Genomic DNA, 15609 nt, shown 5'->3' on the forward strand with positions numbered 1-15609 from the left:
ACGTTCAGAACGTCCCGACGAGCGAGCCGACGGCGATGACGGCGACGAGCGCGATCAGCGCACTGACGATGCTCGTCATGACGATGTCGAAGTAGCTCTCGCGGTGCGTGCTGCCGCACACCGCCAGCAACGTGACGACCGCGCCGTTGTGCGGCAGGCTGTCGAGCGTGCCGGACGCCATCACGGCCACACGGTGCATCAGCGCGGGATCGATGCCGTGCTGTGCCGCGAGGCTGACATAGGCGGGACCGAGCGCGTCGAGGGCAATCGTGAGGCCGCCCGAGGCGGAGCCGGTGATGGCAGCGAGCAGGTTGGCGGAAAGCGCCAGCGAAACGAGCGGACCGCCGTCGATGGACAGCACCCAGTCGCGTACCAGCTCGAAGCCGGGTAGCGCGGCAATCACGCCGCCATAGCCCACCAGACTCGCCGTACACATGATCGGCAGGACGGACGCGTTTGCACCTGCGTCCATCGTCTTGCGTAACGCGGGCAGGCGTCTCCATTGCAGGATCACGAGCACGAGGATCGCGCTCGCGAGTGCGACGCATACTCCCCACACCCCCGCCACGCTTTGCAGCGTGATGCCGCCCCATCTCGGCTCGGCGAGAAAGCTCGCGTTCAGACGCGGGAAGACGATCACGTTCATCACGAAGTTGCCGCCGATCACGACGAGCAGCGGCAAGGCGGCCGTCAGGATGCCCGGCAGCGCATCGTTGCGATGACCGGCTTCGATTTCCGCAGGATCGAATTCGCGCGCCACGCTGGCGCGTTCACGCACGACCGTCGGGTCCGCTTTCTTATCCCACACTTCGTTTTCCGCGTAACCGTGGCCTGCGCGACGCGCCTGTCCCTCTCGCCACGACAGCCACCAGAGGCCCACGCCGAGCATGATGGCCGAGGCCATCAGCCCCAGCCCCGGTGCGGCAAAGGGCGTGGTGCCGAAGAAGGGCATCGGAATGGCGTTCTGGATGGCAGGCGTGCCGGGCATTGCGGACATCGTGAAGGTGGACGTCCCCAAGGCAATCGCAGCGGGCATCAGTCGCACGGGAATGTTGGCTTCACGGAACAGCGCGTGCGCCATCGGTGCGAGGACGAAGAACGCCACGAAGAGACTCACGCCGCCGTACGTGACGAGCGCGCCGCCGAGCACCACCGCGAACATCGCGCGACGTGAACCCAGCTTGTCCGTGAGAAACGCGGCGATGGCGCGTACGGCCCCGCTGTCCTCCATCAACTTACCGAACAAGGCCCCGAGCAGGAACAGCGGGAAGAACTGCGCAATGAAGCGCGCGGCGTTCTGCATGAACGTCTGCGTCCAGTGTGCAAGGACGGGTTCGCCCGACAGCGCCGCAGCGAGCATGGCGGCGGCCGGGGCGAGCAGCAGGACGCTCCAACCGCGATAGGCCAGCCAGACGAGCAGCGCCAGGCCGATAAGAATGCCAGCAAGCTCCATTCAGAGGGTCTCCTGCAGCGCATCGAGATCGAGCGAGGAGCGTTTGCCCAGATCGGCGCCGTGTTCGTGCAGGAAGGCGTCGGCGCAGCGACGGCCCTCGTCGCGCAACATCACGAGGAAGTCCCATTCCGCCGAGAGCTTGGACGAGTAGCCGAGTGTCGTCATCATGTCGCTCGCGATCCGGTGCATGCGCATCTGCGCCCATCGCTTGCCTTCGTCACTCCCGGCATCCACGACCTGACGCAGCACCGCGATCATGCGCAACTCTTTGAGCAGCGTGGCGTTGAAGGAGACTTCGTTGACGCGATTAAGAATCTCGCGGGCCGAACGCGGTACCTCATTGCGTTCGACCGGATTGACCTGCACAAGGATGGTGTCGCACGACACGGTCTCGCGCACCAGCGGCGTGATCGACGGATTGCCCGCGTAACCGCCGTCCCAGTAGGGCTCGCCATCGATCTCGACGGCGCGATACAACATGGGCAGGCAGGCTGAGGCGAGCAGGACGTCAGGAGTGATCTCGGCGTTGCGGAAGACGCGACCTCGTCCGGTATGCACGTTGGTCGCTGTGATGAAGAGTTGAATCGCGTTGGCGTCGGCGGTTCCGGAGATGCCGTCGAAGTCGATGTGATCGGCCAGCAGGCGGCGCAGCGGGTTGAATTCGAGCGGCGCGAGGTCGTAGGGGGACACGACGCGGGCGGCGAGATCGAAGAACATGAAGAACGGCGAGTTATCGAGCGACCAGCGCCCGAGCACGATGTCGAGCGGCGTGCGACGCAACGGGCTGAAGCGTCCAGCATGCGCGACATCTCGCCAGAACTGTTCCAGCGCACCGCGTGCCGCATCGGGGCCGCCGCGTGCGTAACCGGTCGCAAGCACTGCGGCATTCATCGCACCAGCGGAGGTGCCGGAAATGCCCTCGATGCGGAAGGGGGCGTTGTCGGTGTCGTGAGAAACGGCTTCGAGCAGCCGGTCCAGCACGCCCCAGGTGAATGCGCCATGTGCGCCGCCGCCTTGCAGGGCGAGATCGACGGGGAGCGGGCCGCGGGAGGTGGCGCGTGCGCCGGACGGTGCGCGTGTGGCGCTAGCGGTCCGGCCAGATCGTGCGGCGGGGAGCGGTGGCTGCACCCGCGAGGTGGATTCGGAGCGTGGCATGATCCCTCGGCGATGCGGCGTCGCGCCGGTGGGCGTCAGCCGCGGGAGTCGTTACGAGAGTACGGTTGCAGAAGGTACGCAGTTTGCGCTGCAACATAACCACTGTCTCAGATAACCGTGAAATGGGCAACCTCGCCATCGGTGCCAACGTCGGCGAGGTCCTGCGACGGTTTGCCGCGACGCAGACTCAACTGCGCGAGCACGTCTGCATGCTGGTTGCCCCAGCGGTACAGCATCTCGATCGGCTCGATGAAAAGCTCGCCGAGCGGCGTCAGCGAGTATTCGACCTTGGGCGGCACCACGGGATACACCTCGCGATGAATCAGGCCATCGCGCTCAAGCTCGCGCAGCGTTTGCGTGAGCATCTTCTTCGAAATGCCCGGCAGACGGCGCTGGAGTTCGCCTGTGCGTGTCGTACCGCACTGCAACGCGTAGAGCACCATGCTCGTCCACTTCACGCTGAAGAGCTCCAGCACGCGGCGCGGCACGCAGGTTTCCTCGAAAACGAAGGGTTCGGGTTTGCTCATGGTAACCAAATGGTGACTATTCAACTAAAAGGTGCCTACTGGGGATTTTGACCCTTCGTCACTATACTTTGGCACCATAGTGCGCGTCACCTGGAGTGCGTCGATCAAACGCGATCTGGCACCGACCAACCGGCGGGCGACGCGCGCAAGCTAACGGAGAACCCCATGAGCAGTTTGTCGAAAACGGCTATCTCGATGCTGGATCTGGTGCCGGTGCGCGCTGGCGGCACGGTGGCTGAAGCCCTGAAGCAGTCCACGGAACTGGCCCAGCATGTCGAGCGTCTGGGCTTTACGCGTTTCTGGCTTGCGGAACACCACAACATGGATGGCATCGCCAGTTCCGCCACCGCGTTGCTGATCGGGCACATTGCCGACAAGACGTCGCGTATTCGCGTCGGTTCAGGTGGCGTGATGCTGCCGAATCACCCGCCGCTGGTCGTCGCCGAGAACTTCGGCACGCTCGCCGCGTTATACCCGGGACGCATCGACCTGGGCCTCGGACGCGCGCCGGGTGCCGATCAGGCGACGATGCGCGCACTGCGACGCGACCGTCTCGGCAATGGCGATGACTTCCCGGAACAGGTGGCCGAGTTGCGCGCGCTGCTCGCACCGTCGCAACCGGGGCAAAGACTGGTCGCCACGCCGGGCGCGGGCAGCGACATTCCTGTGTGGCTGCTGGGGTCATCGCTGTACTCGGCGCAGCTCGCGGCGCATCTCGGGCTGCCGTACGCCTTCGCATCGCACTTCGCGCCGCGTTTCCTGTTCGATGCGATCCGCATCTATCGCGAGATGTTCCGCCCGTCAGCCGTGCTCGATAAGCCGTACGTGATGGTTGGCGCACCTGTCGTCGCCGCGCCGACGGACGAGGAGGCGAAATTCCTCGCGACCTCGTCGCAGCAAAAGATCCTGGCACTGATGCGTGGGCAGAGCCTGAAGTTGCAGCCGCCGGTAAGCGATATGGACGAGCGCTGGGATCCGGCGGAGCAGCACTCGGTGGAGGCGTTCCTCGGCGTGGCCGTCGTCGGCGGGCCGGAGCGCATCAAATCAGGCCTGTCCGCTCTCGTCGAGCGCACGCAAGCCGACGAACTGATGCTCGTGACCGACATCTACGATCCGGCGCTTCGCCTGCGTTCGTGCGACATCGTCGCATCCGTCTGCAAGGGCTAAGCGCTCATCCAGCGCAAAGGCTGTGCCGCAGACGGTGCCGGATGGGACGGGGGCGACCGATGCGCTAGCGGAATCGCCCGATGGAGAACGGTGAGAGGTCGATGGACGGCCGCTCGCCGCTCACCAGCCCGGCGATCGTGCATCCTGTGGAGGCTGCCGCCGTGAGCCCTACATGGCCATGTCCGAAGGCGTAGAAGGCATTCGGCACTTTCGACGCCGCCCCCAGCACCGGTAGCGAATCCGGCGTGCTCGGGCGAAAACCCTGCCAGCGTGCACCGTCGACCGATTGCGTCGACTTCACGCCCTGCACCGCGCCAGGGAACATCTTGTGAAGCTGGCCCAGCAGCAGATCGGCACGTCGCCAATTCGGCGGCGCTTGCAGCCCTGCCAGCTCGACCGTGCCTGCCCCGCGAAGGCGGCCGTTCATCGGCGTCGCAAACAACTTTCCCTCCGCCCACATTACGGGACGCGACGGCATCTCGTGCGGCGTGGGAATCTCCACGTGATAGCCGCGCTCGGTGTCGAAGACGATGCTGTCGCCCAACTGCTGCACGAAGGGCGCCGACCACGCGCCGGCCGCGACGACGACGGCGCTTGCGGCTTCGCGCCCCTTGTCGGTATGCACTGCCACGGCCTGTGCGCCGTTGGTCTCGATGGCTGTCGCAGCGGCATCGACGAGGCGTCCGCCCCGCGCCACCACCTGAGCGGTCAGACGCGCCAGCAACGCGCCCGGGTCCGACGTGTGCCCTGTCTCGCTGATATAACGCGCGCCGATGAAATCGTTCGAGAGCGTGGGTTCGAACTCGCGAAGCGCTCCGGCGTCCAGCGTTTCAATCTGCACGCCGTTGTCACGCCGCAAGGCCATGCCGCCTTCATCGCCTGCCATGCCGCTCTGACTGGAGTAGGCAATGAGATACCCGCGACGGGTCACGAGGTCGTTGGCGTTGGCATCGTCAAGCAAAGGTTGATAGGCGTCGAGTGCCGGGCCGAGCAGGGCGCGCAACGCGCGTGCCTGTTGTGCCACCCGCGCGGGCTGACTCGCTGCGATAAAGCGCATCAACCACGGCACCATGCGAGGCAAATAGCCCCAGCGAAGCACCAGCGGGCCATCCGGTTGCATCAGCCATCCCGGCACTTGCCAGAGCACACCCGGCATGGCGATAGGGACGACCGACGAACCGTTGATACAACCGGCATTGCCCAGCGACGCCGCCTGACGCGCCGACTGCCGGTCGACGAGAGTCACGGCGTGCCCTGCGCGCTGAAGATATGCGGCGGTACACACGCCGACCAAACCGCCCCCGATAACGACGACGGGACGTGAATCGCTCATGAAGCCGTCCTGCGAAAATTCGAAAACACCTAGTGTACTGCGTCGAGCCTGCGCGACCGACGGCCCTCAAAATTCCCTTCCGTTCCCCCAGCCCACGCTCAGATCCGGCATCAGATCATTTCCAGCGGACGTTTGCGTGACGGCGCTTCGAAGTGGTGATCGAGCAGATTCAGTTCTTCGTCGCTCAGCTTGATGTCGTGCGCCGCACGGTTCGCACGCACGTGGGCCTCGGACCCGGCCTTCGGGATGGCGATGACGCCGGGACGGCTCAGCACCCAGGCCAGCGCAATCTGAAGCGGCTCGACGTGACGCTTTCGGGCGATCTCGCTAAGGACGCCGTTCGTCGGCAAGCGCCCTTGTTCGATAGGCGAGTAGGCCATCATCGGCAGTCGATTCGTCGCCAGCCACGGCATCAGGTCGTACTCGGGTCCGCGTCGCGAAAGATTGAATAGCACCTGATCCGTCGCGCACGCGGTGCCGCCCGGTGCGTCGAACAACTCGTCCATGTCGTCCGCATCGAAATTGCTCACTCCCCATTGGCGGATCTTGCCCGCGTCGATCAGCGCGTCGAAACCGGCGATCGTGTCTTCGAGCGGAACATCGCCGCGCCAATGCAAGAGGTACAAATCGATGCGGTCGGTACGCAGGCGCTTGAGGCTTCGTTCGCACGCCGCGATTACGCCACGTTGCGAGGCGTTATGCGGATACACCTTGCTCACGAGAAAAACCTCGTCGCGCAAGCCATCGAGCGCTTCGCCAACGAGGCTCTCCGTTGCGCCTTCGCCATACATCTCGGCGGTATCGATCAGCGTCATGCCAAGCGAAACACCCAGACGCAACGCGGCAATCTCGTCGCGACGGCGCTCGGGCTTCTCACCCATCATCCATGTGCCCTGCCCGAGCACCGGCACGGTGTCGCCTTGGGGGAAAGTGATGTTTCGCATGATCTGTCCTCCTGGATTTTGATAAACATTATCTGCCTGCAAGTCGAGCCGTGACCAGTGCTGTGAGGGCTTCACGCAACACTTCAAGGTGTCGTCCTATCTTTTCGATCGGATTCGTCCTAGACACGGTGCAGACGTTGCCGCTTCTGCATTCGTGCGCCCATTCTCTCGGATAGTTCACAAACCTTTCATGGCAGTGTCGCGATAGGCTGATCTCACCGATGCACATCGCGAATGTTGCTCCGCAGCGAGACGGCTCGGTGATGGCTCCTGCGATGTGTGTCGGGTCCCGTTAAGCGAAGCGGACGAATCAAATGAAAGATGGGAAGGAGAGAAAAAGAAAGCCCCGCGAACGGGGCTTTAAAGGCCGGCCGGGCGTGCGCCGGCCAAGGAGGTTCATCGATGTGGAACCGCAGCGAGTTTGTGCGCCGAGGGGGTATTGTCGGCACAGTCGGACGATCGATGGGAAGGAGGAATCCGAATGTCGAGGAGAATTTTTGCGTAACAAAATGTGACGATTTGCAGCCTGTTCGCGTCGGGAGGCGAGCGCGATAATGGGGGCTCGCCTAAAACAGCAGAGGAGTCCCCCCGAGATGGCCAAAGCGATCAAGTTCCGCTCACTCGGTTCACCGCTTTCTCCCGTTCAGCGCTACGCACCGCCTGCGATCTTTTTTCACTGGCTGGTGGTGCTGCTGATCGTGATTGCGTATGCCGCCGTGATCACGAAGGGATATCTGCCGAAAGGTAGTGGGCCGCGAGCGCTGAGTATGACGATCCACGAGTGGGCCGGAATCGCCGTCCTGGTCGTCGCCGTGCCGCGTTTGCTCTGGCGTCTGATCAAGGGATCTCCGGGGCCGCTACCCGGTCAGGGATGGCTGGTACGCATGGGGTCGTCACTCATGCATCTGTTGCTGTATCTGTTCATCTTCGTGCAGCCGGTGCTGGGCTATCTGACGCTGAACGCAGGTGGGCACGCGCTGACGATTCCGGGGCTGGATATTGCGCTGCCGCAGTTCATCGGCAAAGACGACGAGATGCTCCACTCCATCAAGGATATTCACGAAACGCTGGGAAGCGCGTTCTACTGGGTGATCGGTTTGCATGCGCTGGCGGCGTTGTGGCATCACTATTTCCGTCGTGACGACACGCTGCGTCGCATGCTGTGAGGGTTCGATCCGAGTTTATGCCTTCGACGCGAGAGGATCGCGCGCCCGAAGATTTTCCGAGCGCGCGTGAGGTCTGGTCAGGTTCGATCAGAACGCGAAGCGAACACCGGCAAACACGCTGCGGCCGTCACCCGGGTAGAACACGGCGGTGTTGGCCGTGCGGGCGTCGGTGACGGTGCTGAAATCCGACACATAACGCTTGTCGGTCAGATTGCGCGCATCGACGTAGAACGTCACGCCTCGCTGTATCAGATACGACGCCTGCAAGCCGATCAGTGTGTAGCTGGGCACGCGCATCGTGTTGGCGTAGTCGACCCACGCGCCAGTGGGCACCCAGTCGAGCGACGCCGCGATCTGGAATCGATTCGATAGCGCATAGCCGAGCGTTGTACGCAGCACATTGGTCGGCACGCCTGCAATGCGGTTGTTGCCGTATTGCGGATCGTCACGGAAGCGGAAGTCGCTGTAGTTCCAGATTTGCGTCAGTGTCACGCGGTCGCCGGTGGCCGCCACATTCCTGAACAGGTCGACGGACGCGCCGACTTCAAGACCCTGAAGCACGGTCTTGTTCGCATTGAAGGTCGATGCCGGAACGTCGGGAGACGTCGTGTACTGGAGCAGTTGGTCGCGCACCATCGAACGGTAGGCGGTGACGTCCCACGCCACGCGATCGAGCTTGCCGCGTGTGCCGACCTCGATCGTCCACGCATGTTGCGATGCCAGCGGCACGAATCGCGACGTCGCCCCGAACGTCTGCGACAGATCTGTGAAGTCGGGCACGTCTGCGCTGCGCGTGATGTCGATAAACGCCTGAACGTCCTTGCGCGGTTCCCAGAGCAGTCCGATCTTGGGATTCACGCCAGAGTAAGCGGCGCTGGTGGAGCGATAGTTGGCGTCGCCCGGCACACCGCCGTAATCGATGTACTGACGAACGTCGCGGTAAGCTTTCGCACCGACCATGAGGCCGAGCGTCGGCAGGAAGAACAGCCGGTTCTCGAAATATGCCTCGTAGTTGTAAGCGCTCTGACGCGAGTCGAGCGTCTGCGCGCCGCGATTACCGTTCACGTTGACGTATTGATCGGCCTTCGTATTGCCACCGAAGAAGCGCGCGCCCACGATCAGGTCGTTACGCATGCCCGCGAGCGTCAGGTTCGCCGTGTAGCGGGGGGCTATGCCGTAGGTCCAGCCATCCTGATCGATGACCTGGAAGATCGGGTGATACAGACTCTTGTGAATGACCCACGACGCGATATCGAGCTGGCCGACGTCGAAGCGAATCGTGGTCAGGTTGCCCAGTCGCTCGGTGCGGGTGTTGCGCGCTTGATCGCCTGAGACTGCGGAGGCCGCCGCCTTGGTGGGATTGTTCAGCGCGTCGAACAGCGACAACGTTCCCGGCAGCTTCTGGTCGACGATGTAAGCGCCGAAGAAGAAACGCGTTTCCACGCGCGGCGAGAATTTGTAGCCGATGTTCGCGTTGATCTGAGCATAGTTGCCCTTCGCGTGATCGCGATAACCGTCGGACCGGTTGAGCGTCACGGTCGCGAGCGCATCGAGCGGCCCGAAGATGCGCGACATCTGTCCGCTCGCGCGAACGGTGCCGAAGCTGCCGCCTTCGAGCCGGAACTGGTTGGGGGCCTCTGCCGTGTAGGCCGTGGGTGTGACGAAGTTCAGCGCACCGCCCAGTGTGGTCGAACCGTAGGTCAGACCGTTGCCACCCTTGTAGACCTCGGTGGAGCGCAGACCCATCGGGTCGATCTGATAGTAGTCACCACTGCCGTCGGCCGAGTTGGTGGGGATCCCGTCCTGCAGGATCTCGAGGCCGCGTACGTGATAACCGCGTGCGATACCGGAGCCGCGAATCGACACGCGCAGCTCTTGCCCATAGCGGTTCTGGGCATAGACGCCGGGACTGTCTTTGAGCACGTCGCGAAGGTTGAACGCGTAGGTGTTCTGGTAGCTGTCGGCGTCGACGAAGCCCACGGAGCCGGCGGTCTGGAAAAGGTTGGCCCTCTGCTCCTCCACGCTGGGGGACGTAAGCGACTCTGCAGGGGCGGTCACGTTGGTGACGGGCAACGTAGCGGTCGGTGCGGTCGTCGTGGCGACCGGGGAGGTGTCTGCAGCAAGGACCATGGGGGCCACGGGAGCCACAGGATTCACGGCAGCGGTGCCCGCTGAGGGCATCGATGCTGCGGGGTTCGAGGTGAGGGCGTGTGCTGCGCTGCCCAGCGAGGCGAAGGCGAGCGCGATGGCCGCTTGCAACGGCTTCTGCGTCATGAAACGTGACATGAATGTCTCTCTCGCGACCGGATGACGGCCGCCTGATGATCGTGAGTGCCGAACGTGTCCGTTGTCGGCCAGGCACGCACGACGCGCCACGCGTCCGCGAGACGAGCGCGAACGTCAGGGCAAGCCGGGAGATAGGCAGCGCAAAACGGGTTCGACAGGAGCCACCGGCATTGACAAGCAATGGCCGGAAGTCGGGAGGATCAGACGGCGAGGGACGGCGGAGCGCGCGCTAAGGCGTCGGAGAAACGGGCGCGCGGGAAATGCGGCACCGGAGCCCGGGGGGCGGCAACGATGCCAGCCGGCGCGGCAGGCGGGGGGAGATGGAAGGCAGTGGTGACGAGCGGCTGATGCGTCCACAAGGCGCAATAACCGCACTTCTCCCAGTGATCTGCGGAGTCGAGCGAGTGGCCGGCGTTGCCATGCTCGCTGTGCAGACCGGTGGGCTGGACGTGAGCGGGCGCGGGAGGTGCCTGCGCGTCGTCATGGCCGCTGTGGCCGTCATGCGACGGGTCGCGTTGGGCGTCGGCGCGCGGGGTGGTGTTCGTGCCCAGTGAGGCCTGCGTGCCCTGCACCGTGCAGTAGACCGCGAACGGATCCGTCTGCATCGCGGCACGCCATTGCGCAATCGCAGGCATGAGCGCAGCCAGCAGGATCGCCAGCAGGGCGATCCCGATTGCGACGCGATGCTGACGAAGCTTGCGCATGCTGGGCCGGATTAAACGGATTAAGTCGGATTAAGCGGACGGACGAAAAATACGGGAATCGCCGGGCTGTCGAGTGGATCAGCCCGCGAGAGCGTCCTGTGATTACGTCATAAGCTCATCACGTAATCAGCTAACCGCGCGGGTCGCCGCGAAGGCAAAGACGCGGATCAGGCGGCTCTCGGGAAAGCAGGCATTGTAGGGGGTCTTGTCGAGGGGCGTAAATGTTTTGCGTTCGCATGTAGGGATGACGCGACAATTTGCCGCATCATTTGATGGAACCAAAAAAAGGAGCGCCACGGCCCCCCGGCACGCGGCGCTCCACACTGGAATCAGAACTTCATGCCAACGCCGACGCCGACGATCAGCGGATCGATGTGCAACGTGCCGAGGTCGGTGCCCGCGAGCGACGTGTCGGTTTTCATCCAGATCTTCTTGATGTCGATGTTGAAGAAGAGGTTTTTCGTCATCTGAATGTCCACGCCAGCTTGTAGTGCAGGTCCGACGCTGTGGTTCTTGATCGAGATCGGTGTGCCGCCTGCATTCAGGCTGCTGTTCCAGAAGCGCGTGTAGTTGATGCCCGCGCCAACGTAGGGACGTACCTTCCCTGCGTGATTGAAGTGGTATTGCAGCAGGAGTGTCGGCGGCAGCACGTTCACGCCCCCGAGATGTCCGAGGCTCGACGTGAGTTGATGCCGGGACATGCCAAGAATGAGTTCGACGCCGACGTTGTCGAGAATCATGTACGTGAAGTCGAGTTCAGGCACGATGGCGTTGTTGACGGTGACGCCGAGCGTCGGCAGGACGCTGCCGCTCGCATGCGAGTCCGGCAGGATGCCGATGGCTCGCACGCGCGCAAGGATGTCGCCAGCGTAAATGCCCTGCGAGCTGTCCTTGATAAAGCCGAGCGTCTTTGCGGAGGCCGCATTGTCGGTGGCCGGTGTGGCGCTTTGTGCGAATGCAGATGCGCTGAAGAGGGCGGCACCGGTAGCCAGTGCGGCGGCGAGAACCGTGGCGCCGAGGGAGTGCTTCATGATGTTGTCCAAAGTCGTGTGTGAGCACGACCGATGGTAGAAGCACGATGCGCTGCGGAACTTGATGCGCGTCAAGCGAGAGACAGCGCGCACGCCAGATGCGACAAACTGTCGCGCGCCGAGGTTTTGGTAGGATGCGGACTTTGCCACGCATTCCCCCATCGTGAAGCGCCCGATTTCGTCGCTGTTTTCTTCGCTGCTGCAAGCCGTCGGCCAAGCGGGCCGGCGGGGTCTTCGCCTTTTGCAACCGCTGTCCCCGTATGCGGCGCGCGCCTGGCATCACCTGCGCCATCCCACGCGTCGCGGCGTGCTGATCGCCATGGCGGCGCTGCCTTGTCTGCTCGTCGCTTACACGCTGATTCTGATTCCGTTCACGCCGAGCATTCGTGACATCCGTCGGGCAAAAGTCGACCAGCCTGCGCAGGTCCTGTCCGCCGACGGGAAACTGCTGGCCGAGTTCCGTCCGTCGAATCGCGAGTGGGTGGCGTTGAAGGACATCTCGCCCAATGTCGTCAAGGCGCTCGTGTCGACGGAAGATCATCGCTTTTACGAACACCACGGCATCGATCTGAAGCGTACCGCGGGGGCGGCGCTGCGAACGTTCTCCGGCGACCGTCAGGGCGGCTCGACGATTACGCAACAGCTCGCCCGCAATTTGTACCCAGACGACATCGGCCGCGCTCCGACGCTCACTCGCAAACTCAAGGAAGCGATCACCGCGCTCAAGATCGAGGCGCTGTACACGAAGCCCGAGATTCTCGAGACGTACCTGAACACGGTGCCTTTCCTGTACAACGCGTACGGCATTGAAATGGCCGCGCGCACGTACTTCGACAAGTCTGCCGATCAGTTGGATGTCGTCGAAGCCGCCACGCTCGTCGGCATGCTCAAGGGCAACAGCTATTACAACCCGGTGATCAATCCCGAGCGCGCGCTGCAACGCCGTAACACGGTGCTCGCGCAGATGGTGAAGTTCGGTGACCTCGATGCATCGAAGCTCGCGGCGCTGCAAAAGCGGCCGTTGCGTGTCGACTTCGAACGTCAGACGGAAGAGCCGGGGCCTGCACCGCACTTCGCACAGCAATTGCGCAAGTGGCTCATCGGCTGGGCGGATCGGAACGACTACAACATCTACTCGGACGGTCTGGTGGTGCACACCACCATCGACGCACGCTTGCAGTCGATGGCGACGCAGGCGCTCACGCGTCAGGCGAATCAATTGCAAGGCATTGCCGACGCGAACTGGTCGGCACGCGGCGGTTGGCGCGACAGTACGGCGCTGGTCCAGTCGTTCGTGCGCGAGACGGCGGAATACCGCAATGCCGTGGCCGGGGGCGAAGCGCCCGAAGCGGCGATGAAGCGTCTGTTCGCCGACAAAACGTTCATGCAGAACCTGCGCACGACGAAGACGCGCGTGCAGGCCGGTTTCCTGGCCATCGATCCGCGTACTGGCGAAATTCGCGCGTGGGTCGGCAGCCGTGACTTCACGACCGACCCGTTCGATCACGTGCAGCAGGCGCGTCGTCAGCCGGGCTCGACGTTCAAGCCGTTCGTGTATGGTGCAGCTTTCGTCAAGGGGCGCAAGCCGGACGACACCATCGTCGATCAGGTGGTGGAGATTCCGCTCGCAGGCGGCGAAATCTGGCGACCCAGCGACGACACCACACCAACGAACAAGCCGATGAAACTGAGCGATGCGCTGGCGCAATCGCGCAACACCGTCACGGCGCAGTTGATGCAGGATGTCGGGCCGTCGCGCGTGGTCGGCCTCGCTCGCGCGATGGGCGTGCGCGAGAGCAAGCTCGATCCGGTGCCGTCGCTCGCGCTGGGCACGAGTCCCGTCTCGCTCAAGGAGATGGTCGCGGCCTACGGCACGATCGCCGATGGCGGCGAGTATCGCGAGCCGACGATGGTCACGGAGATCACGAACAGCGAAGGCGAAGTGCTGGCGACGTTTTCACCGGCGCGACCTGAGCGCGCGCTCTCGGAGAGCGACGATTACACGCTGCTCGACACCATGCGCGGTGTCATCAATCGCGGGACCGGCAATGCGATTCGCACGCGCTTCGGCATTCGGGCCGACGTCGCGGGCAAGACCGGTACCACGCAAGACAACGCCGACGGCTGGTTCATTCTGATGCAGCCGCAGTTGGTGGCGGGCGCATGGGTCGGCTTCAACGACAGCCGCATCACGTTGCGCAGCGATTACTGGGGACAGGGCGCACACAGTGCGTTGCCGATTGTCGGGGATGTCTTCTCGCGTGCGTTGCGCGCGAAGGTCATAGACGGCAGCGCGAAGTTCGAAGCCCCTGACAATCACCACTGGTACAGCGACTGGTGGACGCGCGCCTCGGACTGGGTGACGGGCCTCTTCGCCAAGAAGCCGGAGCCCAAGCCCCAAGCGCCGGTGAAGCGCCAACCGTCACCCGCTCCGGCCCCCACGCCGTCGGTCTCGACGCCGGATGCGGCCAGCGACAGCGGCCCGTTGCCGGTGCCGGTCGCATCCGCTGTGCTCGCTCAGCCGCAGTACATGCAACCCGCGAGTACTCCGCAAGGCACGACCATCCCGGGTGTGCCCGGCGAGTGGAACGGACCGGGCGGTTCGTCCGGGACGGGGGCGGGCGGGGCATCGATACCGGTCACGCCGTCGGTGCCTGCTGCACCGTCAACATCGCCCGGCGGGATCATGCTGTCCCCGTCGCCCGCACCGCAAAGCCCGGCCTCCACACAGTAACCGCTGCTCACCGGGCGGATTTTCCATAACAGTTATGCGCCTTTCTCATGACTGGTGTGTCATGGCTTGCGCTATATTCATCACGATATAGCGATGGCGGCAACTGTCGCCCGCAGCATCGGCGTCACTTTGAGGGCTGATGACAAGAGGAGGGGGGGCGCAAGCTATGTTCATCCGGCAATTGAGCTATCTCGTGGCGCTGTCGCAGGCGCGGCACTTTCGTCGTGCAGCGGAGCTATGCAACGTATCGCAACCAACGCTCTCCGGCGCGATCCGAAGCATCGAGGAAGAGTTCGGCCTGCCGATCGTGCGACGCGGACGCCGTTTCGAGGGCTTCACGCCGGAGGGCGAACGGGTGCTGGCGTGGGCGCGTCAGGTGCTGGCCGACTGCGAAGGGTTGCGTCAGGAGGCCAGTGCGAGTCGCCGCGAGGTCTCCGGATGCCTGCGCATCGGCGCGATCCCCACCGCGTTGCCGCTCGTCCCTCTGCTCACCGACGCTTGCCTGCGCGAGTTTCCCGGCATGCGTCATGAGGTCTACACGCTCTCTGCGACACAAGCACTGCGTCAACTCTCCGAACTCGATCTCGACGTCGGCCTGAGTTATCTCGATGATCCGCGCCTGCGCGAATTCGAAACCATCTCCCTGTTCCGCGAGCGCTACGTACTGATCGCGCGTGACGAGTCGGCGTTGTCGGGCAGCACGTCGCTGTCGTGGCACGAAGCGGCGAAGCTGCCGCTATGTCTGCTCACCGGCAACATGCAGTGTCGTCAGGGGATCGATGCAGCGCTGGCGCGCGCGGGCACGTCGGCGTCGCCGCGCGTGGAGACGGATTCGCTCATGGCGCTGTACGCGCACGTGCGCTGCGCGGGCCTGTTCAGCATCGTGCCGCACAGCGTGCTGTGTCTGGCGGAGATGCGCGACGAGTTGCACGCCGTGCCGTTGCAACCGGCGCTGCATCGCGAGATCGGTCTCATTCTGCGCGAGCGGCTGCCCCGTCCCCCCCTGCTGGACGCCGCCATCGCCGCCTTCCGTTCGGTGGATCTGCAAACTCGGCTGGATGCTTTGCTGCCTGCATAGCATTGCTCACATGGCAAGTGACCCGGCAAAA

12 protein-coding genes are annotated in these 15609 nt (G+C 63.8%); 4 read left to right on the forward strand and 8 right to left on the reverse strand.

Going from position 1 to position 15609, the window contains the following annotated elements; genetic code table 11:
- Positions 1-4 precede the first annotated feature (4 nt).
- From PAN31117_RS27000 to PAN31117_RS02415, 3 genes are all read right to left on the reverse strand, one after another.
- Positions 5-1453 (reverse strand): GntP family permease, encoded by a 1449-nt coding sequence (locus PAN31117_RS27000; protein ID WP_039395855.1) that lies wholly within the window; start codon positions 1451-1453, stop codon positions 5-7.
- Positions 1454-2473 carry a patatin-like phospholipase family protein gene (locus PAN31117_RS27005; RefSeq protein ID WP_246188888.1) on the reverse strand — a complete coding sequence of 340 codons (1020 nt, stop codon included), beginning with the start codon at positions 2471-2473 and terminating at the stop codon, positions 1454-1456. It lies immediately after the preceding gene.
- Between the two features lie 242 nt (positions 2474-2715).
- Positions 2716-3135, reverse strand: coding sequence for a winged helix-turn-helix transcriptional regulator (locus tag PAN31117_RS02415; RefSeq protein ID WP_150736767.1), 420 nt, complete (start codon positions 3133-3135; stop codon positions 2716-2718).
- A gap of 165 nt (positions 3136-3300) precedes the next feature.
- Here PAN31117_RS02415 and PAN31117_RS02420 point away from each other — a divergent pair, with 165 nt between their 5' ends.
- Positions 3301-4302 (forward strand): LLM class flavin-dependent oxidoreductase, encoded by a 1002-nt coding sequence (locus PAN31117_RS02420; RefSeq protein WP_150736768.1) that lies wholly within the window; start codon positions 3301-3303, stop codon positions 4300-4302.
- A 64-nt stretch (positions 4303-4366) separates the two neighbouring features.
- Here PAN31117_RS02420 and PAN31117_RS02425 read toward each other — a convergent pair whose 3' ends face one another.
- Both PAN31117_RS02425 and PAN31117_RS02430 read right to left on the reverse strand, forming a co-directional pair.
- Positions 4367-5635 carry an NAD(P)/FAD-dependent oxidoreductase gene (locus PAN31117_RS02425; RefSeq protein ID WP_150736769.1) on the reverse strand — a complete coding sequence of 423 codons (1269 nt, stop codon included), beginning with the start codon at positions 5633-5635 and terminating at the stop codon, positions 4367-4369.
- A 110-nt stretch (positions 5636-5745) separates the two neighbouring features.
- Positions 5746-6579, reverse strand: coding sequence for an aldo/keto reductase (locus PAN31117_RS02430; protein ID WP_150736770.1), 834 nt, complete (start codon positions 6577-6579; stop codon positions 5746-5748).
- Between the two features lie 593 nt (positions 6580-7172).
- Here PAN31117_RS02430 and PAN31117_RS02435 point away from each other — a divergent pair.
- Positions 7173-7745: a cytochrome b gene (locus tag PAN31117_RS02435; protein WP_150736771.1), complete on the forward strand. Its 573-nt coding sequence runs from the start codon at positions 7173-7175 to the stop codon at positions 7743-7745.
- 87 nt (positions 7746-7832) lie between these two features.
- Here PAN31117_RS02435 and PAN31117_RS02440 read toward each other — a convergent pair whose 3' ends face one another.
- From PAN31117_RS02440 to PAN31117_RS02450, 3 genes are all read right to left on the reverse strand, one after another.
- The gene (locus tag PAN31117_RS02440; RefSeq protein ID WP_370855718.1) at positions 7833-9875 is read right to left on the reverse strand and encodes a TonB-dependent receptor family protein; all 2043 of its coding nucleotides are present in this window, start codon (positions 9873-9875) and stop codon (positions 7833-7835) included.
- A gap of 356 nt (positions 9876-10231) precedes the next feature.
- Positions 10232-10735 (reverse strand): DUF2946 family protein, encoded by a 504-nt coding sequence (locus PAN31117_RS02445; protein ID WP_150736773.1) that lies wholly within the window; start codon positions 10733-10735, stop codon positions 10232-10234.
- 329 nt (positions 10736-11064) lie between these two features.
- Positions 11065-11766 (reverse strand): OmpW/AlkL family protein, encoded by a 702-nt coding sequence (locus tag PAN31117_RS02450; protein ID WP_150736774.1) that lies wholly within the window; start codon positions 11764-11766, stop codon positions 11065-11067.
- Between the two features lie 241 nt (positions 11767-12007).
- On the opposite strand from PAN31117_RS02450, the gene PAN31117_RS02455 reads away from it, so the two are divergent.
- Both PAN31117_RS02455 and PAN31117_RS02460 read left to right on the forward strand, forming a co-directional pair.
- Positions 12008-14500 carry a transglycosylase domain-containing protein gene (locus PAN31117_RS02455; protein WP_246188871.1) on the forward strand — a complete coding sequence of 831 codons (2493 nt, stop codon included), beginning with the start codon at positions 12008-12010 and terminating at the stop codon, positions 14498-14500.
- A gap of 166 nt (positions 14501-14666) precedes the next feature.
- Positions 14667-15578 (forward strand): LysR family transcriptional regulator, encoded by a 912-nt coding sequence (locus PAN31117_RS02460; RefSeq protein WP_150736775.1) that lies wholly within the window; start codon positions 14667-14669, stop codon positions 15576-15578.
- Positions 15579-15609: the final 31 nt, after the last annotated feature.

Source organism: Pandoraea anapnoica (assembly GCF_902459765.1).
Taxonomy (GTDB): domain Bacteria; phylum Pseudomonadota; class Gammaproteobacteria; order Burkholderiales; family Burkholderiaceae; genus Pandoraea; species Pandoraea anapnoica.